20 protein-coding genes are annotated in these 26939 nt (G+C 61.9%); 5 read left to right on the top strand and 15 right to left on the bottom strand.

Features of this window, described 5'->3' with window-relative positions:
* Positions 1-46: 46 nt before the first annotated feature.
* Both M2368_RS10185 and M2368_RS10190 read right to left on the bottom strand, forming a co-directional pair.
* Positions 47-1396, bottom strand: coding sequence for a hypothetical protein (locus M2368_RS10185; RefSeq protein WP_426733471.1), 1350 nt, complete (start codon positions 1394-1396; stop codon positions 47-49).
* A gap of 2 nt (positions 1397-1398) precedes the next feature.
* Positions 1399-1830 carry a hypothetical protein gene (locus M2368_RS10190; RefSeq protein ID WP_332489309.1) on the bottom strand — a complete coding sequence of 144 codons (432 nt, stop codon included), beginning with the start codon at positions 1828-1830 and terminating at the stop codon, positions 1399-1401.
* Here M2368_RS10190 and purB point away from each other — a divergent pair.
* Complete coding sequence (gene purB, locus M2368_RS10195) at positions 1811-3220, top strand: adenylosuccinate lyase (RefSeq protein WP_332489310.1); 1410 nt, start codon at positions 1811-1813, stop codon at positions 3218-3220. The genes M2368_RS10190 and purB overlap by 20 nt on opposite strands.
* A gap of 141 nt (positions 3221-3361) precedes the next feature.
* Here the strand turns inward: purB and M2368_RS10200 are convergent, their stop codons facing one another.
* Together M2368_RS10200 and M2368_RS10205 are read right to left on the bottom strand one after the other, a co-directional pair.
* Positions 3362-4912 carry an AbgT family transporter gene (locus tag M2368_RS10200; protein WP_426733469.1) on the bottom strand — a complete coding sequence of 517 codons (1551 nt, stop codon included), beginning with the start codon at positions 4910-4912 and terminating at the stop codon, positions 3362-3364.
* A 169-nt stretch (positions 4913-5081) separates the two neighbouring features.
* Positions 5082-6170, bottom strand: a complete 1089-nt coding sequence (locus tag M2368_RS10205) for an ArsR/SmtB family transcription factor (protein ID WP_332499233.1) — start codon at positions 6168-6170, stop codon at positions 5082-5084.
* Positions 6171-6326: 156 nt separating this feature from the next.
* On the opposite strand from M2368_RS10205, the gene M2368_RS10210 reads away from it, so the two are divergent.
* A complete protein-coding gene (locus tag M2368_RS10210) occupies positions 6327-8186 on the top strand; it encodes a CocE/NonD family hydrolase (protein ID WP_498724413.1) in 1860 nt (619 codons plus the stop codon).
* A gap of 809 nt (positions 8187-8995) precedes the next feature.
* Here the strand turns inward: M2368_RS10210 and M2368_RS10215 are convergent.
* The 6 genes from M2368_RS10215 to M2368_RS10240 form a co-directional block, all read right to left on the bottom strand.
* The gene (locus M2368_RS10215) at positions 8996-9574 is read right to left on the bottom strand and encodes a hypothetical protein (RefSeq protein WP_388023338.1); all 579 of its coding nucleotides are present in this window, start codon (positions 9572-9574) and stop codon (positions 8996-8998) included.
* 38 nt (positions 9575-9612) lie between these two features.
* Complete coding sequence (locus M2368_RS10220; RefSeq protein ID WP_498724414.1) at positions 9613-10215, bottom strand: hypothetical protein; 603 nt, start codon at positions 10213-10215, stop codon at positions 9613-9615.
* Complete coding sequence (locus M2368_RS10225) at positions 10212-10838, bottom strand: hypothetical protein (protein WP_426733463.1); 627 nt, start codon at positions 10836-10838, stop codon at positions 10212-10214. Before M2368_RS10225 ends, M2368_RS10220 begins: the two co-directional genes overlap by 4 nt.
* A gap of 64 nt (positions 10839-10902) precedes the next feature.
* Complete coding sequence (locus M2368_RS10230) at positions 10903-12288, bottom strand: hypothetical protein (RefSeq protein ID WP_332503038.1); 1386 nt, start codon at positions 12286-12288, stop codon at positions 10903-10905.
* An 18-nt stretch (positions 12289-12306) separates the two neighbouring features.
* Entirely contained in the window at positions 12307-12630 is a 324-nt protein-coding gene (locus M2368_RS10235; protein ID WP_105656206.1) for a hypothetical protein, read from the bottom strand.
* A 133-nt stretch (positions 12631-12763) separates the two neighbouring features.
* A complete protein-coding gene (locus M2368_RS10240; RefSeq protein ID WP_066141890.1) occupies positions 12764-13051 on the bottom strand; it encodes a WXG100 family type VII secretion target in 288 nt (95 codons plus the stop codon).
* Positions 13052-13196: 145 nt separating this feature from the next.
* On the opposite strand from M2368_RS10240, the gene M2368_RS10245 reads away from it, so the two are divergent.
* Together M2368_RS10245 and M2368_RS10250 are read left to right on the top strand one after the other, a co-directional pair.
* Positions 13197-14243 (top strand): RDD family protein, encoded by a 1047-nt coding sequence (locus tag M2368_RS10245; protein WP_498724415.1) that lies wholly within the window; start codon positions 13197-13199, stop codon positions 14241-14243.
* Positions 14240-18694 carry a type VII secretion EssC family protein gene (locus M2368_RS10250; protein ID WP_498724416.1) on the top strand — a complete coding sequence of 1485 codons (4455 nt, stop codon included), beginning with the start codon at positions 14240-14242 and terminating at the stop codon, positions 18692-18694. Before M2368_RS10245 ends, M2368_RS10250 begins: the two co-directional genes overlap by 4 nt.
* A 22-nt stretch (positions 18695-18716) precedes the next feature.
* On the opposite strand, the gene M2368_RS10255 is transcribed toward M2368_RS10250, so the two are convergent.
* Positions 18717-20165 carry an amino acid permease gene (locus tag M2368_RS10255; protein WP_105656203.1) on the bottom strand — a complete coding sequence of 483 codons (1449 nt, stop codon included), beginning with the start codon at positions 20163-20165 and terminating at the stop codon, positions 18717-18719.
* 130 nt (positions 20166-20295) lie between these two features.
* Between M2368_RS10255 and mmuM the strand changes: the two genes are divergently transcribed.
* Positions 20296-21243: a homocysteine S-methyltransferase gene (gene mmuM / locus M2368_RS10260; protein ID WP_426733455.1), complete on the top strand. Its 948-nt coding sequence runs from the start codon at positions 20296-20298 to the stop codon at positions 21241-21243.
* Between the two features lie 114 nt (positions 21244-21357).
* Here the strand turns inward: mmuM and M2368_RS10265 are convergent, their stop codons facing one another.
* The 4 genes from M2368_RS10265 to M2368_RS10280 form a co-directional block, all read right to left on the bottom strand.
* Positions 21358-22122: a hypothetical protein gene (locus tag M2368_RS10265; protein ID WP_105656202.1), complete on the bottom strand. Its 765-nt coding sequence runs from the start codon at positions 22120-22122 to the stop codon at positions 21358-21360.
* Between the two features lie 126 nt (positions 22123-22248).
* On the bottom strand, positions 22249-23067 hold the full coding sequence (xdhC, locus tag M2368_RS10270; RefSeq protein WP_133834105.1) for a xanthine dehydrogenase accessory protein XdhC: 819 nt from the start codon (positions 23065-23067) through the stop codon (positions 22249-22251).
* 2 nt (positions 23068-23069) lie between these two features.
* Positions 23070-25403: a xanthine dehydrogenase molybdopterin binding subunit gene (xdhB, locus tag M2368_RS10275; RefSeq protein WP_332488566.1), complete on the bottom strand. Its 2334-nt coding sequence runs from the start codon at positions 25401-25403 to the stop codon at positions 23070-23072.
* Positions 25400-26905: a xanthine dehydrogenase small subunit gene (locus M2368_RS10280; protein ID WP_105656199.1), complete on the bottom strand. Its 1506-nt coding sequence runs from the start codon at positions 26903-26905 to the stop codon at positions 25400-25402. Before M2368_RS10280 ends, xdhB begins: the two co-directional genes overlap by 4 nt.
* Positions 26906-26939: the final 34 nt, after the last annotated feature.

The raw sequence follows: 26939 nt of genomic DNA on the forward strand, positions 1-26939 counted from the left end.
ACCCGGTGATGCTGATCCGGCCGGCTGGTTGCAGTTCTTGAGCGCTTTAGTGGCGTGGTGCCATGTGCTTGAGCCGCTCCTTGTCTTCTTCCTTCAAGGGCGGACGTTCTTTTTGCTTGCGCTCCAGCTTGAACATGCGGATTTTCAGCGGGGATTCGGGAAGGTAGAACTGCTTCAGATGCTCTCTGATTTCCAGTTTCGGGTCCTCATCGAGTTCCAGGAGGTGGTCACCGTAATTCTTGAGATGATGCGACGGGCCAAAGAGCCCATCTTCGGGCAAGATGTCCTGCATGTGCTCGCGCGGACCTGGGAAAGTGGTGGTGTAATGCTCGCCCTTGCGGGGATTGGGTCCGCCATCGGTGCCGGGCACCATATCTTTTCGGTCTTCTACGGATAGGCTGCGGATATCCTCTGGCAGATCAATAGTGCCGATGGGAGAACCAAGGGTCAGCACCTTGTTCAGCTTGTACTTGCGCTTCAAGAACTTGTTCTTCGTCAGCTGGGCTACGTGAATGCCTCCTTGCGAGTAGCCGGAGAGGATCACTTCATCGCCCTCTTTCGCTCCGCTGAGCCTTAATGCTTCATCGAGCGGTTCCACAAAATTCTCGGATTCCACCCCGAAGCCGTCAGCGATGCCTTCCGGGCCAAAAGGCGAAGGAACTTCGGCGTCATCCTGCGTCCCCGGAAAGAGCGCGATATAAGTATCATCGTCAGCTTCGACGATCATGATCTTTCCGTTGTTCTCCGTGCCTTCGCCCTCCAGCTTTTCGTGCAGCTGGAAATAGCTTCTCATCTTGCCATCCAGTTCAACCGTCTGAGCTGGATCTTGCCCTGCGAGCTCTATTTCGGTATTCCGGTTTGACCCCAGCAGCCGCATAATCCGCGACAGCGACTTGGCGGTACCTTCGATTTGCTCGGTCAAGGTCATATTCGGCGCCAAGGGCCAGTGCGGGATGTAGGACATCAGCAAGCGCAAAAAGGTCTCCATGCTTTCCCTCGGCGGACGCCAGCCGTTATCGCGGGTCTTGGATATGAAGTCCCCGACCAGTACTGCGCTGGTGCTTACGAGCATCATCCGTTCAACTGCGGCTTCGGCAACCTCATAATTCCGCATGGCCGCAGAGACCTTTCCGGTAAGTTCGAACGCTGTGATTTCGCCTTCCCTGGCCTGCTGATAGCTGTCTCTGATCAAATCGCCTAGATGCCCGATGCCATAGCCCCTGGCTTCAATGCCTGCCGCCATGCACTGCAGATTCAGGTCCCCCTGGCAACTGTACGCAGCCTGCGCGGCCCTGAGTAAAGCGTCGGATATGCCATTGATGTCGCGAGCAACCCGCTGGCAGATTTCCCCTGCCTGGGCGTAATCCGGCTCGTTGTAATTGACTTCATATCCCATGGCTACGAGGCCATTCTCTGGTTCATGATTTGCGCTTCGAGGTTTTGGATCTCACGCATGGCAACCCCCAAGTACTCTTCAGCGTTGTCCAGCTCGCCATTGAGCATTTCCAGTCGCTGGCTCAGCTCCTCAACATTGTCTAGAAACGCCTTGCCAGCCTTTGAATTCCAAGTCAATGCCCGGATTGAACCCAACTGTGCGATGGCAAACTTAGTGGTTTTCTGGGCGTCATCGAGCTGACTTGCCACCGTCAGCAGCGTCGCTTGAAACATCATTTCCTTGCTCCGCATCCTTGAGAATTTGTCCACCATCATGGACAGCAACAATGGGGCACCAGCACGTTTGGCGACCGGTTGTGGAAACAGCAGTGAAGTAAAAGATGTGATGTAGCGCCGAGGATGGAAGAATATGAGTATGGCTGAGATTGCGCGCACTTCCCTTGCTAATGAACCACTGGCTTTGACTGCCCTCGACGGACGCTACCGCAGCGCCGTGGCACCGCTGGTCGACTACCTTTCCGAAGCGGCTTTGAACCGCGATCGCGTTCACGTTGAAGTTGAATGGCTGATCCACTTGACCGATAACTCCGTTCTTCCAGGCACCTCCCCGCTTTCTGCGGAACAGAAGGCAGCACTGCGCAAGATCGTCACCGATTTCAACGCTGATTCCGTGAAGGAACTGGCAGAGATCGAAGCTGTCACCGTTCACGATGTGAAGGCTGTCGAGTACTACATCGCTAACCGCCTGGAAGCGATCGGCATTGGCAACCTCAAGCCGCTGGTGCATTTCGGTTGCACCTCTGAAGACATCAACAATCTGTCCTACGCTCTGGGCGTCCAGGGTGGCGTGCAGCAGGTATGGCTGCCGGCAGCCCGCGACCTGGTGGCACAGCTGGCCAAGATGGCCGAGGACTCCCGCGACGTGCCGATGCTCTCGCGCACCCACGGCCAGCCAGCCACCCCAACTACCTTGGGCAAGGAACTGGCAGTTCTGGCGTGGCGCCTGACCCGCCAGCTGGACCGCGTCGAGAAGACCGAGTACCTGGGCAAGATCAACGGCGCTACCGGCACCTATGCTGCCCACTACGCTTCGGTCCCTACCGCTGACTGGCAGCAGATCTCCAAGGGTTTCGTTGAGCACCTGGGCCTGACCTGGAACCCGCTGACCACCCAGATCGAATCCCACGACTGGCAGGCAGAGGTCTACGCAGACATTGCACGCTTCAACAGCATTCTGCACAACCTGTGCACCGATGTCTGGAGCTACATCTCCATCGGCTACTTCGCGCAGATCCCAGTGGCCGGCGCCACCGGATCCTCGACCATGCCGCACAAGGTCAACCCGATCCGCTTCGAGAACGCTGAAGCTAACCTGGAGATCTCCAACGGCCTGCTGAACACCCTGGGTTCCACCCTGGTCACCAGCCGCTGGCAGCGCGACCTGACCGACTCCTCTTCGCAGCGCAACATCGGTACCGCTATCGGCCACTCGGTTTTGGCGATCTCGAACGTTGCCAAGGGCTTGGATCGACTGTCTGTCGCCGAAGCCGTGCTGGCTGACGACTTGGACCACAACTGGGAGGTCCTTGCAGAGGCCATCCAGATGGTCATGCGCGCCGAGGCTATCGCCGGTGTCGAAGGCATGGATAACCCGTACGAGCGCCTGAAGGACCTGACCCGCGGCCACCGCGTGGATGCGGCCCGCCTGAAGGAATTCGTTGGCGAACTGGGCCTGTCGGCTGAAGCCGAAACCCGCCTGCAGTCGCTGACCCCGGGCAGCTACAATGGCATCGCTTCGCAGCTGGTTGACCACTTGAAGAAGTAATCCGGTGGCGCAAGCTTCCCGAACGACGGCTTAAACGAGTTCCGCCCCGGAGCGATCCGGGGCGGAACTTTTTAATACTGGGCATCCGTAGCAGCTTCAATTCGAATTTGCTTCTCAGCGCTGCAATTCCATGCCCCTGTATTAGCGAACGGGGGCACCCGGGCCCAACGGGATGCCCAGCGCCCACCATGCCAAGAAAAGTGCCAGCCAAACCACGAACATGATCACGGCGCAAGGCAAGGTAAAGGAGATCAATGTTCCTATGCCGGCCTTCTTGTTCAAGGTCTGCAGATACCCAACGCAGAGCACGAAACTGGTACTCATCGGAGTAATGGAATTGGTGCAGGAATCCGCAATCCGATAAAGCGCCATGGTCGTCGCCGGATTGGTGCCCAATAGCATCATCATGGGGACGATTACCGGTGCCACCAGTGCCCACAACGCTTGCCCTGAAGTAATCAGCAGGTTCAAGGTCGCAACGCCCAACACGACGATCAGGAACAGCCCGACCGTGTTGATCCCCAGCCCCTTGATCGTATCGGAGCCCATTACTGCGACCACGGTGCTGATTTTCGTGTACTTGAACAGGGCCAGGAATTGCGACACCGCGAAGAACAGGACAATCAATGGCGCGATGGCACGTATTCCGTCGGCCATGAACTGGGGAATGTCCGCATTGGACGCCAGCTGACCAGAGCTCTTGGCAAAAGCTGTCCCGATGGCCAGGAAGAACAAGGACAGGAAGAATGCTATTCCGTTCAAGAATGGCGACTCAAGGAACTCGCCGTTCTCGCCTCGCAGCGGTGACGCTGGAATCGCTACTGCCACAGCCAGCACGGCCACGAAAACCAATGCCACCACACCAGTGGTGCGAAGGCCACGACGCTCGGCCACATCTGTGAGGCGGAGTCCTACTGCCCGGCTGTCGCCTGGCGGCACCTCGGTAGCTTCGACGATAAGCGTCCCTTCCCGCCGTTTCAGAATCAGCTCCGTAACCACGGTGACCGTGACCGCCAAGACCAAGGCCGAAACCGTGGTGAAGTACATATTATCCGTCGCACGAACAGTAGTTGCCGGGTCGATGATTTGTGCGGCTTCCGTTGCCACTTTGGCGAATACCACGTCGCCGGGTGCAATCAACGGATTGGCATCGCCGGCTGCATTAATCGATACGAACGCGACGATCATGCCAAGCATCGGCGAGCGGCCCACCGCTTTAAAAGCCACCGCACCCAAGGGAATCAGTACTACATAAGCGGAGTCCGAGAGGAACTTGGATAAGGCACCGCCTAATGCCACGGCGAAGACGACGTACCGCGGCGACACGTTACTCAATGCACGTCGTGCCATCACTTCGAAGAGTCCGGACCTGTCGGCAACAGCGACACCTAGCATCACGATCAGCACTGTGCCCAGCGGACCGAAGGTGACGAACGATTCTTCCGCGCCAGTTAGCAGATCCCGTATGGCACCTACCGACAACGCACTATTGACCCCCACCGTGTCGCCCGTCGCTGGGTCAACAACTTCGACCCCTGTACGGGAAAGTATCCAGCTGGCTACAGCCAGAACCGCGAACAGGATCCAAAACAGCCAAAACGGATGCGGCAGGGCGTTGCCCGCGCGTTCGAGTCGCGCCAGGAATCTGATTCCCAGCGGCTCTTTTCGGGTTATGGACTCAGTGATAGTCATGGTTCCTCCAGTAGCGGGTCCGTGCCAAGCTCCCATTGCGCTCGGTAACGATGGGGCGGATCGCCCACTAGTGATTTCTATTACAGATGTTGAGCTATATGAGGATGATTAACCAATTTCAGACAATCGTTAGCCGCCCTTTGGCCATGGCATTTTGCCCGGCCGCCGGTCACCGAGTCAGTGTGGACAAGAGATCCGGTCCAAGGCTGAGGACCGTCTTGGTGTCAATCCGGTGATACACAAGTTTCCCCTTGCGCTCCGAAACAACGAGGTCAGCCTCCCGCAGAACCCGCAAGGACCGGGAGATCTGCGCCGCGGGTTGTCCCATGCGCGAGGCAAGTTCCGACGTCGTCATTGGTTCAGCCGAAATATGGCGGAACAATTCCATCCGGGAATCGGCGCTCAACGCTCGGAGCCGCTCGCGGACCTGCGTGATCTTGAGAATAGGATCCCTGTCCCGTTGCATAGGGAAGTGGACAACTACCGGGTAGCCGGGGTGATCCTTGACCGTAAGATGATTCCCAATCCATTTCGACGGGATCATCAGAAGTTCCCTGTGCGCCAGGGGCACGCTGCGTTGCTGGAGTTTATCGAAACGCACCTCAGCAACGCCAGGGAAAGCTTTCGCTGTGGCGCCTACTTCTGCAATCACAGAGGTCGGCTCAGAGCGCTTAAACTTCATTGTCAGTTGAGCGGCGGAACCACTTGCCTCCTGGTATAAGTTCTCCCACTCCGCCGCGAAGAAAGAGTTCCAGCATTCGATGCAGAACCGAATAATCCGGCTCCTGAATTTTTGCGGATCATTAACCAATTGTTCCGCCAGTTCAAAGCGGCTCGCAGAGCGTGACCGACAGGAATCCAGAAATTCCTGCTGGGCCTGGCTATCACTGAGCACATCGATGGCTATAGTTTGCACTTGGCTGAACCCCCTCAGCGCCTCAGCTGCCATTCCAGCGAAGGCACTCACCGGCATTGCTGCCAAAGCGGCTAGCTCGCGATCGAACAGGGAACCGGGCTGCAAACTCAGCGGGAAAAAGAATCGAGCCCTGAATCGTGCCCACAACGGTGAAAGCGCTTGGAATTCGCTGATCAGGGGTTCATCCGCGCCGCTGGCGAGGGCCTGGACAGCATCGGAGAATTCAAGGTGGTGATCGGGCTCGGCCCATACATGCAGCAGGGCCATCAACTCAGCCAGCGGTGAACTCGCCACTTTGAGGTCACTGGGGTTGAAGCCCGAAAACTGCAAGGCAATAGCCATTTTTCCCTCCCCAGACCCTGTACACAACAAACATTTGGCTAACTTGCGCCAATTGTCTCATGGACTACCTCGACGACGGATATCTTCGATTGTAGATAATTAGCCGCCGGTCAAGCCCGCAATTTTGATCGGCATTGAACGCGAAAAGAGTGAGCCTTGTCGATCCGAACTGGTGATATGACACCAATTCCAGAAGTTGCCGTGGAAATCCAGGAGTACATGGTGGCTCTAAGCGATGGCGTCCATCTGGCCACGGATGTTTACCGGAACAGCCAACATGAAGGGCCGCTCCCCGTGATTCTGGAACGCACACCCTACGGTAAGCGAGCCAGAAGGGATTCCGACCAGTCTGTTCGCCATAACCCCGTTCCCATGCCGGAAGAGATTGCCGAATTCTTCATTAGCCGGGGCTACGTTGTAGTCCGACAGGATTGCCGTGGCAGAGGTCGTTCAGGCGGCGAATTCGTAAAGTACTTCAATGAGGGACGCGATGGTTTCGATACCATCGCTTGGATACGCAACCAGCCATGGTGCGATGGGCGTGTGCTCATGAATGGCGTTTCCTATTCTGCCCACGCGCAGACGGCAGTAGCGGCGTTGTCTCCCGAATCGCTTGCAGGCATGTTCATGGACTCTGGCGGCTTCTCTTCAGCCTACGAAGTGGGCATGAGGATGGGCGGTGCCTTCGAACTGAAACAGGCTACCTGGGCGTTCCGCCACGCGGCCAGAAGTCCAGAGGCCGCCAGCAGCCCCGAGATCGCCGCGGGCCTGGCCAAGGTGGATTTGGCTGAATGGTTTGAACAGACCCCTTGGAGCCCTGGCAAGTCCCCCCTGAGCCTGGCTCCCAGTTACGAAAGCTACCTGCTTGACCAGTGGTCCCGCGAGTCATTCGGGGAGTACTGGAGCCACCCGGCAATCTATGCTCGCGGGTATTATGATCGCTTTCCCGACGTGCCGTCCTTCCATATCTCCAGCTGGTACGATCCATATATTTCCTCAGCCATTGAGAACTTCCAGCAGCTATCTTCCCTGAAAAGCAGTCCAGCGTATCTGCTCCTGGGCCCTTGGACGCATGGCAAGCGGTGCCAGAATTATGCCGGAGACGTGGATTTCGGAACCGGGGGCTACTTCGACGGTAACCTCGCACCGTCTTACCTGCACTTCCGGGCCGACTGGATGGATGAGGTGCTCGGCCGGGCTAGGAATGCAACTCCGCGCCACAAGGTCACGTACTTCATGATGGGAGGCGGTCCTGGGACGGCAACTGACGAAGGCCGCCTGTTGCACGGTGGACAGTGGAAGCACGCAGCGACCTGGCCGCCAGAGACTTCGGCGAGGACAACCATGTACTTGCACCCGGGCGGTGACATGCGAGCGGACCCGTTCTCGGGCCAGGCCCATTCAACGCTGATTTTCGATCCCCGTGATCCTGCACCGACCGTGGGCGGCCAAGTAACCAGCGGCGAACCGCTCATGCGAGGCGGAGCATACGACCAGGTGGCACCGGCAGGAGCGCGCGACTCTGTCCGCGTCAGCCTGGCCGATCGTGCCGATGTCTTAGTATTCCGATCGGCTGTGCTCGACACTGCCGTGAGTATCGCGGGCGCCGTCACTGCCGAAATATACCTGTCGTCATCTGCACCTGATACCGACTTGACCATCAAGCTGATCGATGAGTACCCGCCTAGCGCAGATTTTCCGAACGGATTCGCCATGAATCTTACCGAGGGAATCATGCGGGTGCGTTACCGGGATTCGTACAAAGATCCGGAGTTGATGCAGCAAGGACAGGTCTACCGGGTAACGGTCGCTGCGCCGTCGACAGCAAACCTGTTCGCCGCTGGCCACCGTATTCGGTTGGACGTCTCGTCAAGCAATTTCCCCCGGTTCGACATCAATCCGAATACTGGAGGTTCCGCAGCCCGCGATAATCAAAAGCTCATCGCTGAAAATACTGTTCATTTCTCGACTGAGCACCCGACTTCGCTGTCGCTTCATATCCTGCCAAACGCCTGAAAACATACAACTCAGCTGCGTCGCAAGTGGGGTCTGGATCGTGCTGGCGGGTGAAGTTCAATGCATCGCGCCCAGATGCACCAGGAAAGTTCCATGGCCTGCCACATCCTGTGCACGTTGTCCGTGCCTGCGCTTGGAGAGCAATGGGCCGCAAGCCGTCGAGCGGGCGGGGTACCTGGCCCCGCCTCTCGCACCACCGGGCATGCGGGCCAGCATCCGGCGCTTCGCCACGTCACTGAATACGATCCCGAGCACGACTAAAGAACACCATGCCCAAACCCTCCCAATACCCAGTTGGCAATTCACGAGGAACAACGGAAAATCGAATTACGCCAGTACTCGAGCGAACGTTTCCGACTGTTTATTTTCGTCCTTCGCAACACCAAACGGCGAAGGTCCGCCATCTGGGTCCGGGGACGCTTTCACACCATCCAAGGAATCTGACGCGACTGTCGCCTCACCCAGTCGTCAAGACCAGGGAACTTCCGGCTAATGCACATCCCCGCCGGTTGATAATGGAACAAATCTGGAGGAACTGGCTCCACAACCGCTTGCTGGATTACCCCCCCGGTACGCATGCCGCTCATGAGATTCATATTCCTCAGCGCACAGTTCTGCCTCTGGCTTCCTCCCCACCCCCTAGCTGAGACGCAGTTGCCTTCAGATAGGAGTTGAACGCCCTCTTCCCTTGGGCATTTTCCCTGTAGCAAATGCCCACACTGGGCGTACACGAATAGAGGCGCCGCCACCCCGCATGAATTCTCGGGGAGGCGGCGCCTCTTGCACGTCATTTGGCGTAGCCGCTTGAATCAGAACTGAGTAGGTTTAGCCTCGAATGCGAGAGGGATGCCACGATTCTCGAATTGGTCTATTATCTTTTCGTAAAGGGCGCGATACTCTACGGCAGGATAATGGCGGAGGGACACCTGAATATAGGGCTTTCCTTCCCTGAATTTTCCTGGTTGACCCTCCACGGGTTCGTGCAAATAAATCTCTAATGTCCGGTTCAGGTCCGCTCGATCCCATAGGACTTGGACCTTCGCATTGTTGACGTGCTCGACGCCCATGACCGAAGCAATCGAAGCCCAAGCGATCTTGTGCCCACCGCGAACTGTTAGGCCACTGGCCTTGACCTTCAGATCGATGGCATCGGCCGCTTTTCTACCGGCACCCTTCACTGCGCTGGCAAGTGCGACGGCGCCGAAGATCAGCAGTATGGAGCCCACTACGGTGGGGATACCCTGAAGGACAATTTGAGCAAGATAGCTTGAGGTTTCCGGCAAGTCGTTGGCAATCAGGTAGATGCCCATCAATAAGAGGATCATTCCAATAGCCAACAGGCTGAAGCCCTTGTCAATCCGCGGATAGAAATACAGCGAGGACGCCACGAATTCATTGTGCTCGGGCAATCTGGATCTAGAGGTCTTCATATGCTGCCTAATTCGCTTTCATGGTCAACGTTGTCGAAGAACACCGCATCGAAAAGATCGATCATCGGGTCCATCATGAAATTCAAAGTCGAGAGGTCGGAATCGAACGCCTCGAGCAGGAAGAACAGTCCATGTCCCCGCGCTACGGTCCTGACATGCCCGATGGCCGGCAGCACTGCTGATCCGTTTCCTTCACGCTGCCCATCCAGCGCGATCACGGAAGACAATTGGATGATCTGGCCAAGTGACTCCGAGTGGTATTCGCTCATCTGGACCGGTGCCGCCGATTCGTAGTCCGGCTGGGCCAGTTCCTCCAAACTCAAGGCAGGGTCGTCATCCAGAACTATCAAATGGGCAGTGCCCAGTGCGTGTCCATCTTCAGGCGAATACCAAAGTGTATGCTCGGCTTCGGCTATTTGGTTGTTCGCCACGTCCAAAGCAAGCTGCTCATAGACCTTCCGCAGCTCAAGATCTTCCGGGATGGCCAATTCCGCAAGGTCCTGTGCCCATTGCTCTGCCGTATCCCAACTATCTTCAGGAAATGAGCGAGGTACCGGAATCCAAAATTCCAGATCCGGTTCAATCTCGTATGTTGTCACTGAATTGGCACCCACTTGAAAGTTCCCAGTATCGACAAGCCCAACGACTTTAATCCTTCGGCGAATGCCTCACCATTCTCCGACTCAACGTGCGCGTAGGAATAAAGCAACCACAATCCGGCTCTTGGATCCGGATCGATGCTTCCATCCGGCAACGGACGAGGAACAACCATGTTCAGGCCATTGTTCTTGAGCTCGGGAGCTTCGGCAGCTTGCTCCACGGAAGACCAGAGGTACCAGTCTGCTCCGTCGGCGTCTTCGATTTCGATCTGGTTGCCGCCTGCGGCCTTTCGCGCAGCTTCCAGCAAAGTGCCGGAGGATCCCACCTTGAGTGGGGTCATGATCACGGAAACCGGCATTGCCCCCACGGCAAGTTTCTCTACCGGCATTGCGAAGCCAAGTGATCCGCGGCGCCTCAAGTACTCGAACGTCTGGTGCATTTGCCGTCGAAGCATCAATACCAGGTCTGCGCGTCCAAGTGCCTTGGGCTCTGCCGTCACCAGTTTCGTCAAAGCCTGCTCGTGCTCAACACTGGTGTTGAATTCGCGCCAACCTGCCGGATACAGCAAGCTGTATCCGATGCCTCGGGGACGCGCCTTCGACGCTGGTGGTGTTGCGCTCATCGTTTCTCCCGCAAATTCAATGTGTGGCTCGGATGTTCACTTTACGGATTGCTCCGCGCCGAAGCTACTTCTCGCGAGTCAGGTCCCAGAGGCTAGGAGGCGCGGTTACTATGACGTTGCCCCGGTCTTCCCAGTTCCCGTGCTTCGCAATCTTTTCCGCCCAGGCTCTGGCCTGAGGACCCATGTCGTCAGGGTTCTTCAGTATGTAGGCAGCCATTTCGCGATGCTTTGTTGCGCTTCCCTCCGAGATGTACTTAACGTATGTCTTCCAGTCGCCTTTGAATTCCTTGTTGAAGCCATCCAAATACTTGTTGGTCTTGCCGGAAACGGTCTGCTGGTACTTTTGCTCGATCTTGCGGTTATTTCGCCGGATCTTGGCTTTGGTCGAACGGTTTCCACGGATCGTAGTTTTCGGTGGGCGCTTGGTGCCCGACTTGATGGAAGACCTGACAATGCCGCGCCCCGTGCTGGAACGCGTTTTGCTAAAGGCCTTGATGATGTTCCGAGGTCCCGCTTTGGATCCTGCCTTGATCCCCGAGGGAAATGCCTTGCTTAAGCCGGAGAAGGCTTTTCCAGCAAAACGGCCGAAGGGGATAATTCCGACTACCGCTATCAGCAAACTGGTCCAGTCGCCATCGCCTTGGACCATCTTGATGACCTCGATTGCCACCACGGCAACGGCAGCGATCACCGCAATTGCTGATGCGATCGGTCCCCACACCGGCGAAGTGATGAACAAGGCCGCAATACCCACGCCCAAGGCAATCCAGCCTAGAACCGAACCCAGGGTGGAGAGGAACTTGTCATCGTTGTCCGCGGCTTTGAAGGCATCCTCGATTTCGCCGACTGCCTCATCGTAGGCATCTTCCCAATAGGATACGCGACCGTCGAATTTGCCCCACAGCTCACGCAGTTCTTCTTCGGCTTCTTCGCGCGCAGCGGTTGCTTCTGTCAGGTCGCTTTTGGCTTCCGCTTTTTCCTTGTCGGTCCCTTCGCTGAAGCCGAGGAATCCGTCGGCATCATCTACCGCGCCTTCGGCGGTGTCTTCTTGGCTTCTCTTGGTTTGCACGCTCTGGTGCGCATCCTCGATGTCCGTGATCAGCGCGTTCAAGCTCGTGTACGAATCCACTCCGCCCTCAGCGGTGCACATTTGGAGCGCGCCTTGGACCCGGTCCAAAGCATAGGAATATTTCTTCAGGGCCTGGCCTGTGCCGTCGTATCGGATGGCCGCCTTGCGCAACTCGGGAAATACGTCTCCAGCGTTCTCACGCAGCTTGGCGATAGCTTCAGACTTCAGATCCGACGTCCCGTTACTGATGTCTTCCAGCCTGGCCGCAGAGCGTTCCATCTCCTCGCCCGAGGTGATCAAGTCCTTGGCGCTCCGGAGCAGGTCATCAGGATTTCCGTCGATGAGCTGCAGGGTTGTACCCTTTGGCGATTCCAAGGTCATGTCGTCAACTCTCTCAGTTTACTTAGCTTCTTTGGGGGCATCGGAAGCACGTGAATTCAAGAAGGCCTTCTTCGTTTCCAGATCCCACTCTTCGAATCCATCCTTGATGTCCTTCAAGCCGGTATGCACTCCTTCAAGATTCTTGAGGAGGTCATCTCGGGTATCGTTCCAGTTGTCTTCGAAGTCCTTGACTCGGTCTTTCAGATCGCCTTTGCCCATCGGGTCTCCCACTGAGCCGGCCATGCCCTTGGCAAAGTCAGACGCATTCTCGAAATCCTTAATACTATTGCCTAACTCCGTGACAATTTCTTCCAGGCGCGCCAAATAGATTTCATCGGCCATAGTGCAAACGACTCCTCAGGTATCCAGCGACGACGCTGCAGAACAATTCGGCATTCAAGGATCAGGCGGTGCAAGAAAAATGTGGCCGCCCGTAATTTCCCAAGGCGGCCACATTACCCCGTAAAAAACGGTCCTACTTGCCAGCCATGGAACGGTCGGTGTCCTGGATCTGCTCCATCATGTCGCGCAGGGCGATGGCCATGTCATTAATGCCGTCGAAAGCCTTCTTCAAGCCATCGTTCAGGTCCTTGTAGCCTTCGCCGAACTGGCCCGAAGCGTGCTCGGTGGTGAAGTCTTCGCCCAGCAGCTTGTCCACGCCGGACTGCAGCTGCTCAAGAACGCCATCCAGGTCTTCGCGCCCGGTATCAAGCTTCGATGCCATGGCTTCCATTTCGCCGTAATTGGCCTTGAAATCAGTCACAACAATGCTCCTCAACTCGTCGACTGGCCCGCTTGCCGGGCCACTCTAGTTCGTTCACAGTCTAGAATAATGTGGCAGATGGCCTCCGTTCAATGGGGAGAACTCCCCGTGGCAGGCCGGCATTGAACTGAAGTAGAAAGGTCCCATGGACGTCGTTTCAGCAGCAGCCCTCGCCAAATCCTCCACCCTCGGAATGCGGCCGGCCGAAGCACGCCTGCGCATTTGGTCCTACCTTATCGACTACGCTATTTCGCTGGCTGCATTGCTGCCCGCCGGCATCGGCTACGTGATTTTCCGGGTGACTGGGCAGTACTCCACCGTTCCGCTGGTCCTGTCCGCGGTCAGCGTCCTGCTATTGCTGGTCTACCTGATTGTCTTGCTCACGATGAACAGCCGCAAGGGCTCTTCGCCCGGCAAGTCCGCGATGCGACTGCGCGCCACCGGACTGGGCCGCTTCGCCGCACCGGGTATCCCCCGCGTTATGGCCGCGTCTTTCGCCTTCCTGCTCAGCCATCTCATCCCGCTCATCGGCCCCGTCCTGCTACTGGTCTCCTGCCTGTTCGACAAGGAGCACCGCCGCGGCTGGCTGGACAAGATTGCCCAGACCTATGTGGTCGATATCCGCAATGGACTGGACCCCACCAACCCGCGGGCGCTGGCCCGTGCCGAATACCTGCTCTCGCGCCCGGACCGGGACATTTCCGAGCATCTGCCGCCGCTGGGCACGATCGAAGATGACGCCGGGCGCGAAGAGGCCGCCGTGCCTTCGCGTGCCCGGTCCACCGCTGGCATTGTCGGAGCGCAAAACAGCGACTGGCATTCGCCTTCGGAGCAAGGGCTGGGAATCGTCCGCCGCGCGGCCTTCGCCTTCGACGACGGGTCCTACATCCCGGTTCCCGAATCCGGGCTGATCGGGCGTGCGCCCCAGGCCACCGCGGGCACCGGCAATGAACTGCTGGTCGCGCTGAAGGACCCGGAACGTCTGATGTCCAAAACGCACCTGGCCTTCGGCTGCGACGGGGCGAATGCCTGGATCATGGACCTGGGATCCAGCAATGGCACCCAGGTCATCGTCGCCTCCCGCGCCCCGCACAATGCACCGCCCCATGTCCGCCTGCATCTGAATGACGGTGACGTCGTCCAAGTCGGCAGCCGCACCTTCCGCATTACCTTCCAGGAGACCGCCAAGTGAAAATCAAGGCCACGCTCAGGCGACCGGACACCAGCACCGTGGACGTCATCCTGACCTGCGATGCGACCGCCACCGTGGGAGATGCCGCCCGCGCCCTGGCCGGGGAGCAGGTTCCCGAGCATCCCACGCTGCTGGCCACGGCCACCGGCACCGCCCCGGTGCAGCTCGATCCGCACACCCCGCTGGCCGAAGCGGAACTGGGTTCGGGCTTCGCCATCGAAGTCGTGCCGACTACCGACGCCTTCGTCTCGGGCGGCTCGGCGGCCGCGGTGCTGCGCGTGGCCAACGGCCCGGATGCCGGCATGGCCTTCGCGCTGCCCGCCGGCACCTCCTATGTGGGGCGCTCGGAGAAGGCCACCGTGGTGCTCAACGACCGCATGGTCTCCACCCGGCATGCGCGCATCGAGGTGGGCAGCAAGATCGAGCTGGTGGACCTGAACTCCGCCAATGGCATCCTGGTGGATGGCGGGCTGGCCCAGCGCGTCTCGGTGATCCCCGGCCAGCTGATCACCCTGGGCGCCACGGATGTCTACTTCGAGCTGCTGCAGGCGAACACCACCGGGCAGTCCCCGGTTTACGAGAAGGGCGGCTCGATCCTCTTCAACCGCTCGCCGCGGGTGGAGATCCGCTACCCCGGCGAGGAACTGCCTCGCCCGGCGATCCCGCAGGAAGCCAGCCCCAAGCTCTTCCCCTGGCCGATGATCTTCGCACCGCTGATCATGGGCCTGACCATTTTCTCGCTGACCCAGCGAGCGCTGTCGCTGATCGTGGTGCTGGTCTCGCCGCTGATGATGCTGGGCAACCTGATCGGCCAGCGCACCCAGAACAACAACAAGCTGCGCCTGGAAATCGAGACCTTCGAACGGCAATTCGAAGTGCTGGAAGATGGCCTGCTGGCCGGGGAGGAAGCCGAACGCTCCCACCGGCGCAGCGAAGCCCCAGCCACCGCAACGGTCTTCGAGCAGGCCGAGTCCCTGGGCCAGCTGCTCTGGACCCGGCGCCCGGAGCACTGGAACTTCCTCTCCCTGCGGCTGGGCTCGGGAACCGCCCGCAGCCGCACCACCGTGGCCCCGCTGGCGGACCGGGCAGGACTGCAGGAATACGTCGAACGGGTCGAAGAGCTCACCGAGCAATACCGGATGATCGACGATGTGCCGATCATCGAGCTGCTGCCCTCTGCCGGCGCCATCGGCATTGCCGGGCCCCGGTTGCAGTCCGCCGATGTCCTGCGCTCGCTGGCCGTGCAGCTTTTCGGCCTGCACGCCCCCAACGACCTGTGCACCGCCGCGATCATCGACCCGGCCTGGACTGGGGACCTGGAATGGTTCAAGTGGCTGCCGCACACCACCGGGCCGCGCTCCCCGCTGGCCCAGCTGGCGCTGGCCGATACCCAGACCTCGGGCACCGCGCTGCTCAACGCCCTGGAAGAGCTCATCGCCCGGCGCAACGACCCGGCCTCCTACCGGCTGGGCCCGCTGTCCACCCGCAACTCCTCCATGGAGCTGGGCAAGGAAGCCGGCGAGCAGAACACCAGCCTGCCGGTAGCCAAGGACCTCTCGCTGGTGCTGTTCGTCAGCAATGACGCCCCGGTGGACCGCGCCCGGCTCTCGCAGATCATCGAGCGCGGACCGGCCGTGGGCATCTACACGATCTTCGTGGCCCCCACCGTCCAGTCCCTGCCCGCGGCCTGCCGCACCTTCGTGGATGTCACCCGGGGCCTGGAGGATGCCCGCGTGGGCTGGGTGCGCGCCGGCGAAGAAGCCCGCCAGGTGACCGTGGAAGGAGTCTCGCGCGAGCATGCAGAGCACTTCGCCCGTCGGCTGGCTCCGATCGTTGACTCCAGCTCGCTGGTCCCGGACTCTTCGGATATCCCGGACTCGGTGTCGCTGCTGCGCATCCTGGGCACTGATCTGGCCGAAGCACCGGACGCGGTGCTCGAGCGCTGGAAGCAGAACAACTCGGTGATCGACCGCGCCGCCACCGGGCCCCGGCCGCGGCTCAAGCGCGCCGGAACCCTGCGCGCCTACATCGGCCAGAGCACCCCGGATGCGATGAGCCTGGATCTGCGCACCCAGGGCCCGCACGCCCTGGTAGGCGGCACCACCGGCTCGGGCAAGTCCGAATTCCTGCAGGCCTGGGTGCTGGCGATGGCCGCCGAGTACAGCCCCGACCGGGTCACCTTCCTCTTCGTGGACTACAAGGGCGGCTCGGCCTTCGCCGACTGCGTGGAGCTGCCGCACTGCGTCGGGCTGGTCACCGACCTCTCCCCGCACCTGGTCCGCCGCGCGCTGACCAGCCTGCGTGCCGAGCTGCACCACCGCGAGAAGCTCTTCCACCGCAAGAAGGCCAAGGACCTGCTGGAGCTGGAAAAGCGCCAGGACCCGGAGACCCCTCCGGCCCTGGTCCTGGTGGTCGACGAGTTCGCCGCCCTGGCCGGGGAGGTCCCGGAATTCGTGGACGGCGTAGTGGACATCGCCCAGCGCGGCCGTTCATTGGGAATCCACCTGATCCTGGCCACCCAGCGCCCGGCCGGGGTGATCAAGGACAACCTGCGCGCCAATACCAACCTGCGCGTGGCCCTGCGCATGGCCGACGCCGCCGACTCCAATGACGTGGTGGAGGACCCCATCGCCGCCGGCTTCGATCCGTCGCTGCCCGGCCGCGGCATCGCCAAGACCGGCCCGGGCCGGCTGGTGCCCTTCCAGTCCGGCTACGCCGGAGGCTGGACCACCGATGAGCCCGAAGCGGCCGAAGTGCGGGTTGAGGACCTGCGCTTCGGCGGCGCGCGCGTCTGGGAGCAGCCTGATGCGGGGTCCGAGGAGATCGAGGAGAACAGCGGCCCGAACGACCAGAAGCGCCTGGTCTCCAGCTTCATCGCCGCATCCAACGGGGCCGGGATCCCGGCACCCCGCCGGCCCTGGCTCGATGACCTCTCGGCCACTGTGGACTTGCGCGAGCTCGCCCCGGATTCGGACTGCCGGATCCCGCTGGCCCTGGCCGACATCCCCGAGCACCAGGCCCAGGAAACTGCTTGGTTCGAACCCGATACCGACGGCCACCTGCTGGTCTACGGCACCTCCGGCGCGGGCAAATCGGCGGCCCTGCGCAGCATCGCGATCGCCGCGGGAGCCAACCCTTCGGCCGGCACCGCAGCGGTGTACGCACTGGAATTCGGCACCAGCTCGCTGCGGTCGCTCGATCCGCTGCCGCATGTCGGCGCGGTGATCGGCGGCGATGACGTGGAGCGCATCCAGCGCGTCTTCCGCATCCTGGCCGAGCACCTCGATGAGCGCTCGGCCCGGTACGCGGCCGCAAACGCCGCCTCTCTGAGCGAATACCGCCAGGTCACCGGGGACTTGTCCGAGCCGCGCATCTTCTTGCTGATCGACGGCTTCGGCCAGTTCCGCAGCGACTGGGAGCTGGGCCACGGCCGCGGCGAGTACTACCAGGTGTTCATGCGCATCGTGGGCGAAGGCCGCCCGCTGGGCGTGCACGTGGTCACCACCGCCGACCGCTTCGGCGCGGTGCCCACCGCGATCAGCGCGAACATCACCCAGCGCGTGGTGCTGCGCATGGCCGACGAGCAGGCCTACAACGTGCTGGGCGTGGCCAAGGATGTGCTGGGCGAACGCAGTGCCCCGGGTCGCGCCATCATCAAGGGCCACGAGGCGCAGATCGCCGTGCTGGGCGGCACCGCGAACGTGGCCGAGCAGACCGCGCTGACTACCAGCTGGGCCCAAGAGCTGGCAGCTTCCGGTGCCCCGCAGGCGGCCGGAGTCGAGTCGCTGCCGCAGGAATTCTCCGCGGCGGCGCTGCCCGACACGGTCAACGGGCAGCCGGCCATCGGCCTGTCGGATGCCACCCTCGCACCCTGCGGCTTCGAGCCCATCGGCACCTTCGTCATCGCCGGGCCGCCGCAAAGCGGGAAGACCAACACCATGCGCGCCATGGTCACCGCGCTGGAACGCGCCAACCCGGCCACCCAGTTCTTCCACATTGGCGGCCGGCGCGCCGAGCTGCGCGGCTGGCGGACTTGGAACGGCGCGGCCTCGGGCCCGGCTCAGACCCGGCAGTTCGCCAAGGACATGCTGGATCTGGTCGCCGACGATTCCATGCCGGGCAAGATCGTGTTCGTTGTGGAGAACTTCACCGAGTTCGCCGATTCGGATGCCGAGCGCCCGCTCAAGGAACTGCTCAAGGCCATCAACCGCTCCGACCACTTCCTGATCGCCGACGGAGACATCAACGCGTTCTCCTCCAGCTTCGGACTGCTCGGCGAACTGAAGTCCAACCGCCACGGCATCGCGCTCAAGCCCGACGCCTACGACGGGGACTCGCTGTTCAAGGTGCCCTTCCCGCGCGTCAAGCGCCACGAATTCCCGCCGGGCCGCGGATTCATGGTGCAAAACGGGCAACGCACCCTGGTCCACCTTCCACTCGTGGAACAGTAGGGCCGCAGGACTCTGCGCCGGTTCAGTTTCCCGCGAACGATCCCGCACTTTCGGCTTCACGCTGCGGGCTGAACACCCCAGCGCCATGGCGCCAGCGGTAATAGGCCAAGCAGGCAAGGGTGAACGGAACACCGAAGTACAGTGCTGGACGCTGCACTGGATCAAAAGCCACGCCCACCAGCGAAGCGCCAAGCAGCACCAAGGCGATGATCGGCAGAATCGGGAACAATGGTGCCCGATAGGGCAGGGAATCGGTGGATCCATGCAGGGCTACGTAGTGCCGGCGGAACGACAGATGCGATGCACAGATCACGATCCACACCGCTACTACCGCAAACCCGGCAATGGATACCAAAGCCATGAAGAGCGACTGCGCCGCGATGAAGCTGGAGAACAGCGATACCAGTCCGCCGAGGATCGACAGGCTCAGGGCCAGCATCGGAATGCCCCTGCTGTTGGTCTTGGACAGGGCTTTGGGCGCCTGGCCTGCGGCTCCCATGGAATGCAGCATGCGAGCGCATGAGTACAGTCCGGAGTTGCCTGCCGAGAGCAGGGCGGTGATGATCACGAAGTTCATGATGTCCGCACCGGCTGGCAGGCCGGCGACATCCAGGACCGTGACGAACGGACTCTCATTCGCGCCCGCCTCGGCAAACGGGATAATTGCGGCTACGACCACGATGGCACCGATGAAGAACACCGCCAAGCGAACCACGGCGGTGCGGATGGCCCGCGGAATGCTCAGCTGCGGGTTCTTCGCCTCGCCGGCCGCTACGCCGATCAGCTCGGTACCGCTGAATGCGTAGAACACCGAGAGGACGGTGACCAGTACTCCGGTAATCCCCGCAGGGAACAGTCCCCCTTCGGTGCTGAAGTTGGACAGGCCAATCACGCCGGCGTCACTGGCCGGGTTGATGCCGATGATCGTGGCGGCGCCAACGACAATCACCAGCAGCACCGCCGCCACCTTGATCAGCGCAAACCAGAATTCGGTTTCGCCGAAGACCCGCGATGAAGTCGCATTCAGCGCAAACAGCAAAGCAGCGAAAACCAGTGAGAAGACCCAGACGGAAATCGAGGGGAACCAACGTTGCATCAGCAGCCCGGCTGCGGTGAATTCGCTGGCCAGGGCTACCGCCCAGCACAGCCAGTAGAGCCACGCCGTAGCAAAACCCCACGCTGGTCCAAGATCACGGGTGGCGTGTGCATGGAATCCTCCTGCCACCGGATGCCGCGCCGATAGCTCTCCCAGCCCGCTCATCACCATGTAGGCCACCAAGGCTCCGACTGCATAGGCCAGCACCGCGCCCAGCGGCCCGGCTTGGGCAATGGTGTATCCGGAGGAAACGAACAGGCCCGAGCCGATCACCCCGCCCAAAGCGATCATCACCAGATGACGCGAGGTCATGGTTCTTAGCAGTCCGGAATCGGCTGGTGCAGTCTCGTTGGTGCTGACGATGCTCTCGGTCATGGGGCTCCTTGTGGAATGAATGCGCTTGCAGGATATCGAGCTTGGACGGCAGTCCCGGACGGGCATGTCATCTGTGGTCACACGGCGTCAAGGTCGGTCATCCAAGCACTCGCCGTGTACCCTCGATGACGTGCATACCCCAAACCACCCCAGCAATTTCCGTGACGCATTGCGCGCCGAAGGCAGCCCGCCAATCATCCTCGACGGCGGTCTCGGCACCCATCTGGCCGATCGCGGCAATGACGTGACCGGGCACCTGTGGTCAGCGCAGATCCTCATGGACCGCCCCGAAGAGGTCCGCGCGGCGCACCAGGACTTTTTCGCTGCCGGTGCCCAAGTTGCCACGACTTGCTCCTACCAGGTCAGCTATGACGGCCTGGCTCAGGTGGGCTCCGAGCAGCAGATGGAACAAATGCTGCGCACCAGCGTGCGCCTGGCGCGAGAAGCCTCCAGCGCTGGGCGCACGGACACAGCACGCTGGGTGGCCGCCTCGGTGGGGCCCTACGGTGCCGGACCGGGCGCCGGGACCGAATACGACGGCGCCTATCGCAAGACGGCCTCCGAGCTGGCTAACTGGCACCGCAAGCGCTTGGAAATCCTGGCTGATGCCGGTGCCGATCTGGTCATCTTTGAAACCGTGCCAAGCCTGGCAGAAGCAGAAGCATTGACCGTATTGGCTCGGGAGCTGCAACTGCCGGCGTTGCTCAGCCTTGCGGTGCGCGCCGATGATCAAGGCCGAGTGGTTCTGGGCGATGGCACCGATCTTCGAGTCGTGGCCGGAATCGTTCAGGAATCCGGTGTGTGGGACGCAGTCGGCGTGAACTGCTGCCCGGTACCCCAAGCGGTGGCCGCGTTGCAGATCCTGGGAGAAGAAACCGGCTTGCCGCTGTTGGCCTACCCGAATAGCGGTGAAATTTGGGACCACGAAGCTCGTGTGTGGGTCCCAGGAACTGAGGGCAATGATTTGCCCGGAGCGGTTCCTGAACTCGTGGCCGCGGGCGCTCGCCTGATTGGCGGTTGCTGCCAGGTCACCCCGGGACAGATCACCCGGGTCCGCGAAGCCATCCAGCTCGGCTAAGGCCCGTCCCGGCACTTCGGCTTCCGCTGAGCCAGCGGCTTGTCCGCAGGCCTGGACAGTGCGCGAAAAAGCCGGCAGCAACACGCAGTTGCTGCCGGCCTGGGACCAGTTACCTTAGAACTCGAAGTCGCCGAAGTCCCCACCGGCGCCGCCGAGGAAGTCCCCGAACATGCCTTCGGCCTGGCCGCCCAAGCCTTCACCGGCCGCAGAGAGCTGTTCCCCGGCACCGGATACGGTATCGCCCAGGCCCTCGGCCATGGAACCGAACTCTTCGCCGATACCGGCGAAACCATCAAGCAGCGGTCCGGCAATGGCGGTACCGATGAACGCACCTGCCACGCCGCCGAGCAGGCCGACACCCAAGCCGCCGGCCGCGCCGGCAGCCATGCCCATACCCCGTCCCTTGCCGCCGGAACCCAAGATCTTGTCCATGAACCCGGGACGCGACATCTCCGCGCGGGTTGCCGAACGGGCCAGGTCCCTTGGGTCCTGGCTCATCGGGCGTTCTGCTGGCGGCAACTGCTCGGAGAGTTCATGATGCAGCAGTTCGCGTTGCTGCGGGGTCAGCCGGGCGAAAGCCTCGGCGTGGGCGCGTTCCATATCCTGCGGCGGAGCGGTACGGAGCATGTAGCGGTACTTCTCGATCGCGGCCTGGTCCTCGCGCGACGGTGCCGAGGCCGGCTGGTTGCCGTAGCCGCGCTCGCCGTAGTTCTGGTGCTGCGGCTGCTGCTGGTAGCCGCCGGGATTCTGCTGGTAGCCGCGTTGCTGGTTATTGGAGCCACGCTGGTTGCTATTGGAGCCGCGCTGGTTGAGCTGTTCCCGGACGTACTCGCCGGCCATTTGCTTGCCCTTGCGCAGCAGCTTGTCGAACATGGACATGGAATTGGCCTCCTAGACGTTGCGGGCGCGGTGCACGAAGCACCGCTCTCCCCTGTTTAAACTCCCCAGCATTGCTACTTGTTCCCCACGTTAGACAATTCTCATAATCGCCCGCCGGCCCCGCACCTAGGCGCTGCGCACCGGCTGCTTTGCCCCGGACGTGATCCTCGCCAGCAAATCGGCGGCCACGGACACGGCAATCACCGCCGGCTGCTTTCCCCGCACCTGCTCGATTCCAATGGGGCACTGGATCACCGCGATCTGCTCGTCGCTGAAGCCGCTGGCACGCAGATTCTTCTGGAAGCGGGCCCACTTGGCACTCGACCCGATCAATCCGATCGATCCCAAGCCCGGGTGGCGCAACGCGGCATCGCACAGATGGAAATCCTCGGCATGATCGTGCGTCATGATCAGCACGTGCGTTCCCCCAGGCAGGCAGCTGAGCACCTGCTCCCCGAGCACCGCCACCGCCGAATGGATCCGCGCCACGCTCGGTTCAAGGGCCGGCAGGTCCGCCAGGAATTCCGGGCGCGAATCAATCAGATGCAGCTCCAGGTCATGGCGGGAGAGAATGCGGGCCAATTCCATGCCCACATTTCCCACCCCGAAAATCGCCACCGTGGCAGGAACCGGCAAGGGCTCGAGCAGCACCGTGATCTCGCCACCGCAGCATTGCCTGCCGTACTTGGCCGGGGCCTTGTCGCTGAGCTTCATGGTGATGCTCTGCGGCTGGTTCCCGCTCGCGCTGATCATCTGCCGGGCCCGTTCCATGGCAGCCATCTCCAGGTTGCCCCCGCCGATGGTTCCGAAGATCTCCTGGCTGGCAATCACCATTTTCGCGCCGGCCTCGCGCGGGGCATGCCCGCGCACCGCGGTGATGGTGGCCAGCACCGCGGGACGCCGCTCATTGCGCAGCGCGGTGACAGCTTCAATCCACGACAGCATGGCTACCGCTCCTCCCGTGCCGCTTCGATCGCCCAGAACACCGCTTCCGGAGTCGCCGGGGACGCCAGCGGCACCGAACGCCCGGAGCGGCCGAAGGAGGCAATGGCCTGACGCAGTGCCTCGCGCACCGAGAAGGCGAGCATCAGCGGCGGTTCTCCCACGGCCTTGGAACCGTAGACCGCGCCTTCCTCATGCGCCTTGTCCAGCAAGCTGACGTTGAAGACGTCGGGCATCTCGGAGAAGCTCGGGATCTTGTAGGTGCTCGCGGCTTGGGTGGCCACCCGTCCGCGGCTCGGGCCATCGGAGGTGTCCCAGCGCAAATCCTCCAGGGTCAGCCAGCCAGCCCCCTGCACGAACCCTCCCTCGATCTGCCCCAGATCCACCAGCGGCGAGAGAGAATCGCCCACATCATGGACGATATCCACGCGGCGCAGCACATAGGAGCCGTCAAAGCCGCTGACTTCCACCTCGCTGGCCGCCACCCCGTAGGAGAAGTACTTGAACGGGCTGCCCGTCATCTGCGAGAGGTCCCAATGCAGCCCTTCGGTCCGGTAGAAGCCGGCGGCCGAAAGCTGGACCCGCTGGAAGTACGCGGCGTTGACCACTTCTTCCCAACCCAGCGATTCGCTCTTGCCCAGCGCGGTGACCCTGCCGCGGCTGAAGCGCAGATCTTGCGCCGGAACCCCCAATTGTCCGGCGGCCACCTGCGCGAGCCGGCCGCGGATCTGCTCGCACGCATCCTTGACCGCGCCGCCGTTCAGGTCGCTGCCCGAACTGGCTGCGGTGGCCGAGGTATTGGGCACCTTGTCGGTGCGCGTGGGAGCAATGCGCACCTTGGATAGCGGCACGCCCAAGGCGGTGGCGGCCACCTGCAGCATCTTGGTATGCAGGCCCTGTCCCATTTCGGTGCCGCCGTGGTTGACCAGCACCGAACCGTCCTTGTAGACCAGCACCAACGCGCCGCCCTGGTTGAAGGCGGTGAGGTTGAAGGAGATGCCGAATTTCACCGGCGTCATCGCCAGCGCCCTTTTGGCGTGCTCGTGCCCGGCATTGAATTCTGCGATCTGCTCCTCGCGTGCGGCGATACCTGCCGAGCCGAGCAGCTGGGTCCAAGCAGCCTCCAAGCGCTCGGGATGCCGGACCGGCTGGTAGTACGGGGTGTCCTGTCCCTGGGTGTAGAAATTGCGGCGGCGCAGTTCCCGGGCGTCCAATCCCAGTTGCGGGGCCACCCGGCCCAGGATGTCTTCCATGACCAGCATGCCCTGCGGACCGCCGAAGCCGCGGAACGCGGTCTGCGAGGTCTTATGGCATTTGGCGATGCGCCCGTTGACCCTGATATTCGGGATCCAATAGGAATTGTCGATATGGCACATCGCGCGGGTCAGCACCGGTTCGGACAGATCCAGGCTCCACCCTCCGTCAGCGGTCAGCTCGGCCTGCAGGGCCAGGATCTTGCCCTGATCGTCGAAGCCGATTTTCCAGGTGGCATGGAATCCGTGGCGCTTACCGGTCATGGTCATGTCCAGGGTGCGGTCCAGCCGCACCCGCACCGGCCGTCCGGTGAGCACCGCGCCGAGGGCCGCCACCGCGGCATAGCCATGGGGCTGCATTTCCTTGCCGCCGAAGCCGCCTCCCATGCGCAATACCTGCACGGTGACCTCGTGGGCGCCGATGCCCAGCACATGCGAGACGATGTCCTGGGTTTCGGTGGGATGCTGGGTGGAGCAGTGGATCATGATCTGCCCGCTCTCATCCACCATCGCCAGCGAGTTCTGGGTTTCCAGATAGAAGTGCTCCTGGCCGGCGAACTCGAAATCGCCCTCGAAAACGTGGGCCGCCTGCGCGAAGGCGGCCTCCGGATCGCCCTTGGAGATCTCGGGCTGGATGCCGTGGAAGCTGTTGGCCGCGATCGCGTCCTTGATGGTGATCAGCGAATCCAGCGGTTCGTACTCCACGCGCACCGCCCTGGCCCCGGCTTTGGCAGCTTCCAGGTCTTCGCCCAGGACCCACGCCACCGGCTGGCCGAAGAACATGACTTCTTCCACCGGGAGCAGCGGCTCGTCGTGCTTGGCGCCCTGGTCATTGACCCCGGGAATGTCTTTCGCGGTGATGACCCGGACCACCCCGGGTACCTGCTGCGCCGCACTGGCATCCAGGCCCAGGATTTTTCCATGGGCGCAGGTGGACTGCACCGGGTAGGCGTGCAGGACCCCGGCCAGACGCGCAGCCAGGTCGTCGGTATACAGCGCGGTGCCGGTGACGTGCGCGGCCGCCGATTCGTGGCGGTGGCGCTGGCCGACTACCGGTGCGTCGGGGCGTTGGGATAGCTGGCTCATGAGTTCTGCTCCTGTCCTGCTTCCAAGCGGCGTTCAAGCTGCTGGGCATAGAACCGTTCAAGCGAGGAGGCCAGCATGGCCTTGCGGTAGTTGGCGCTGGCCCGGTGGTCATCCATCGGGGTTCCTTCGGTGCCCATGGTGCGTGCCGCGGCCCGGATAGTTTCCAGGTTCCACGGCTGGCCTTCCAGCTCGGCTTCGGTGGCCACGGCGCGCAGCGGGGTCGCGGCCACGCCGCCCAGCCCGATCCGCGCCGTGGTGATCATGCCGTCCGACACCGTGAGCGCATAGCCGATGGCTACCGAGGAGATGTCATCGAAGCGCCGCTTGGAAATCTTCTGGAAGCTGGTCAGCGGCGCCAGCGGCAACGGGATGCGGATCGCGGTGATCATCTCCCCCGGCTCGCGCACGGTCTGCCGGTAGCCGGTGAAGTAGTCCGAAAGCGCCACCACCCGGTTGCCGTGGATGCTGGAAAGCACCAGCTCGGCCTCCAGCGCCAGCAGCGCCGGCGGGGTGTCGCCAATGGGCGAGCCGGTCCCCAGGTTCCCGCCGATGGTTGCGCTATTGCGGATCAGCCTTGACGCGAACTGCCCGAAGAGCTGGGAGAGCAGCGGAACCTGCCCGGCGAGCTTGCGTTCCAGCTCGCTCAGGGTGCAGCCCGAGCCCAGTTCAAGGTACCGCTCGTTCCAGTGGATCTGGCGCAGTTCGGGCAGCCGGTCGATGGCCAGCACCGAGCGGGCGCGGGCGCCTTTGATGTTGACCTCCACGCCCCAGTCGGTGGCACCGGACACCAGTACGGTCTGCGGTTCGGCGGCCAGGATCTGCAGTGCCTGATCCAGGTCGCTGGCCCGGCGGAAACGGCCCAGGTCCCCGGTAGGGGTATCGGCGCGCTGGATATCCGTGGCTGCCGGGGCCGGTGCGGCGCGCTGTGCCCGGGCAGTCAGCGGGTCATCCGGCTCGGGCTCGCCCAGGGCGTAGGCGGCGTCGCGGATCGGGCGGTATCCGGTGCAGCGGCAGAGATTGCCCGACAGCGCGTGCAGGTCGAATTCATTGGGTCCGCACTCGTGCGCGCCGCTATCCTCCGCGCTGACTGCGGGATTGGCGGTCCGCTCGGGGCGGTAGTATTCGGCGGCCATGGAGCAGACGAATCCGGGGGTGCAATAGCCGCACTGGGATCCGCCGCGGTTGGCCATCTCTTCCTGCACCGGATGCAGCGCCGCGACGCTGCCCAGCCCTTCGGAGGTGATGATCTCCTGGCCGTCGAGCGCCGCGGCCGGCAGCAGGCAGGCGTTGACCGCCGTCCACCTGCTGCCTTCCCCATCGCTGCGGGCCACCAGGATCGAGCAGGCGCCGCACTCGCCCTCGGCACAGCCTTCCTTGCATCCGATCAATTGCTGCCCGCGCAGGAAATCCAGCGCGTTGGTATGCGGCGGCCCGTCGAATTCCCGGACCTTTCCGTTGACCGTAACCAGGCATTTTGTCTCTTGCGTTGCCTCGGCGCTCATGCCGTTGACACCTCCTGCGCCCGGGTATCGCCGG

It is taken from the genome of Arthrobacter sp. JUb119, from assembly GCF_024807995.1.
Taxonomy (GTDB): Bacteria; Actinomycetota; Actinomycetes; order Actinomycetales; family Micrococcaceae; genus Glutamicibacter.

Bases quoted from the DNA above. Each gene is read 5' to 3' on its own strand.
- M2368_RS10200 (WP_426733469.1), bottom strand. From the start codon at position 4,912: ATGACTATCACTGAGTCCATAACCCGAAAAGAGCCGCTGGGAATCAGA.
- M2368_RS10225 (WP_426733463.1), bottom strand. From the start codon at position 10,838: ATGAGCGCAACACCACCAGCGTCGAAGGCGCGTCCCCGAGGCATCGGA.
- M2368_RS10255 (WP_105656203.1), bottom strand. From the start codon at position 20,165: ATGACCGAGAGCATCGTCAGCACCAACGAGACTGCACCAGCCGATTCC.
- M2368_RS10245 (WP_498724415.1), top strand. From the start codon at position 13,197: ATGGACGTCGTTTCAGCAGCAGCCCTCGCCAAATCCTCCACCCTCGGA.
- xdhC (WP_133834105.1), bottom strand. From the start codon at position 23,067: ATGCTGTCGTGGATTGAAGCTGTCACCGCGCTGCGCAATGAGCGGCGT.
- M2368_RS10230 (WP_332503038.1), bottom strand. From the start codon at position 12,288: ATGACCTTGGAATCGCCAAAGGGTACAACCCTGCAGCTCATCGACGGA.
- M2368_RS10265 (WP_105656202.1), bottom strand. From the start codon at position 22,122: ATGTCCATGTTCGACAAGCTGCTGCGCAAGGGCAAGCAAATGGCCGGC.
- xdhB (WP_332488566.1), bottom strand. From the start codon at position 25,403: ATGAGCCAGCTATCCCAACGCCCCGACGCACCGGTAGTCGGCCAGCGC.
- M2368_RS10185 (WP_426733471.1), bottom strand. From the start codon at position 1,396: ATGGGATATGAAGTCAATTACAACGAGCCGGATTACGCCCAGGCAGGG.
- purB (WP_332489310.1), top strand. From the start codon at position 1,811: ATGGCTGAGATTGCGCGCACTTCCCTTGCTAATGAACCACTGGCTTTG.
- M2368_RS10235 (WP_105656206.1), bottom strand. From the start codon at position 12,630: ATGGCCGATGAAATCTATTTGGCGCGCCTGGAAGAAATTGTCACGGAG.
- M2368_RS10280 (WP_105656199.1), bottom strand. From the start codon at position 26,905: ATGAGCGCCGAGGCAACGCAAGAGACAAAATGCCTGGTTACGGTCAAC.
- M2368_RS10205 (WP_332499233.1), bottom strand. From the start codon at position 6,170: ATGGCTATTGCCTTGCAGTTTTCGGGCTTCAACCCCAGTGACCTCAAA.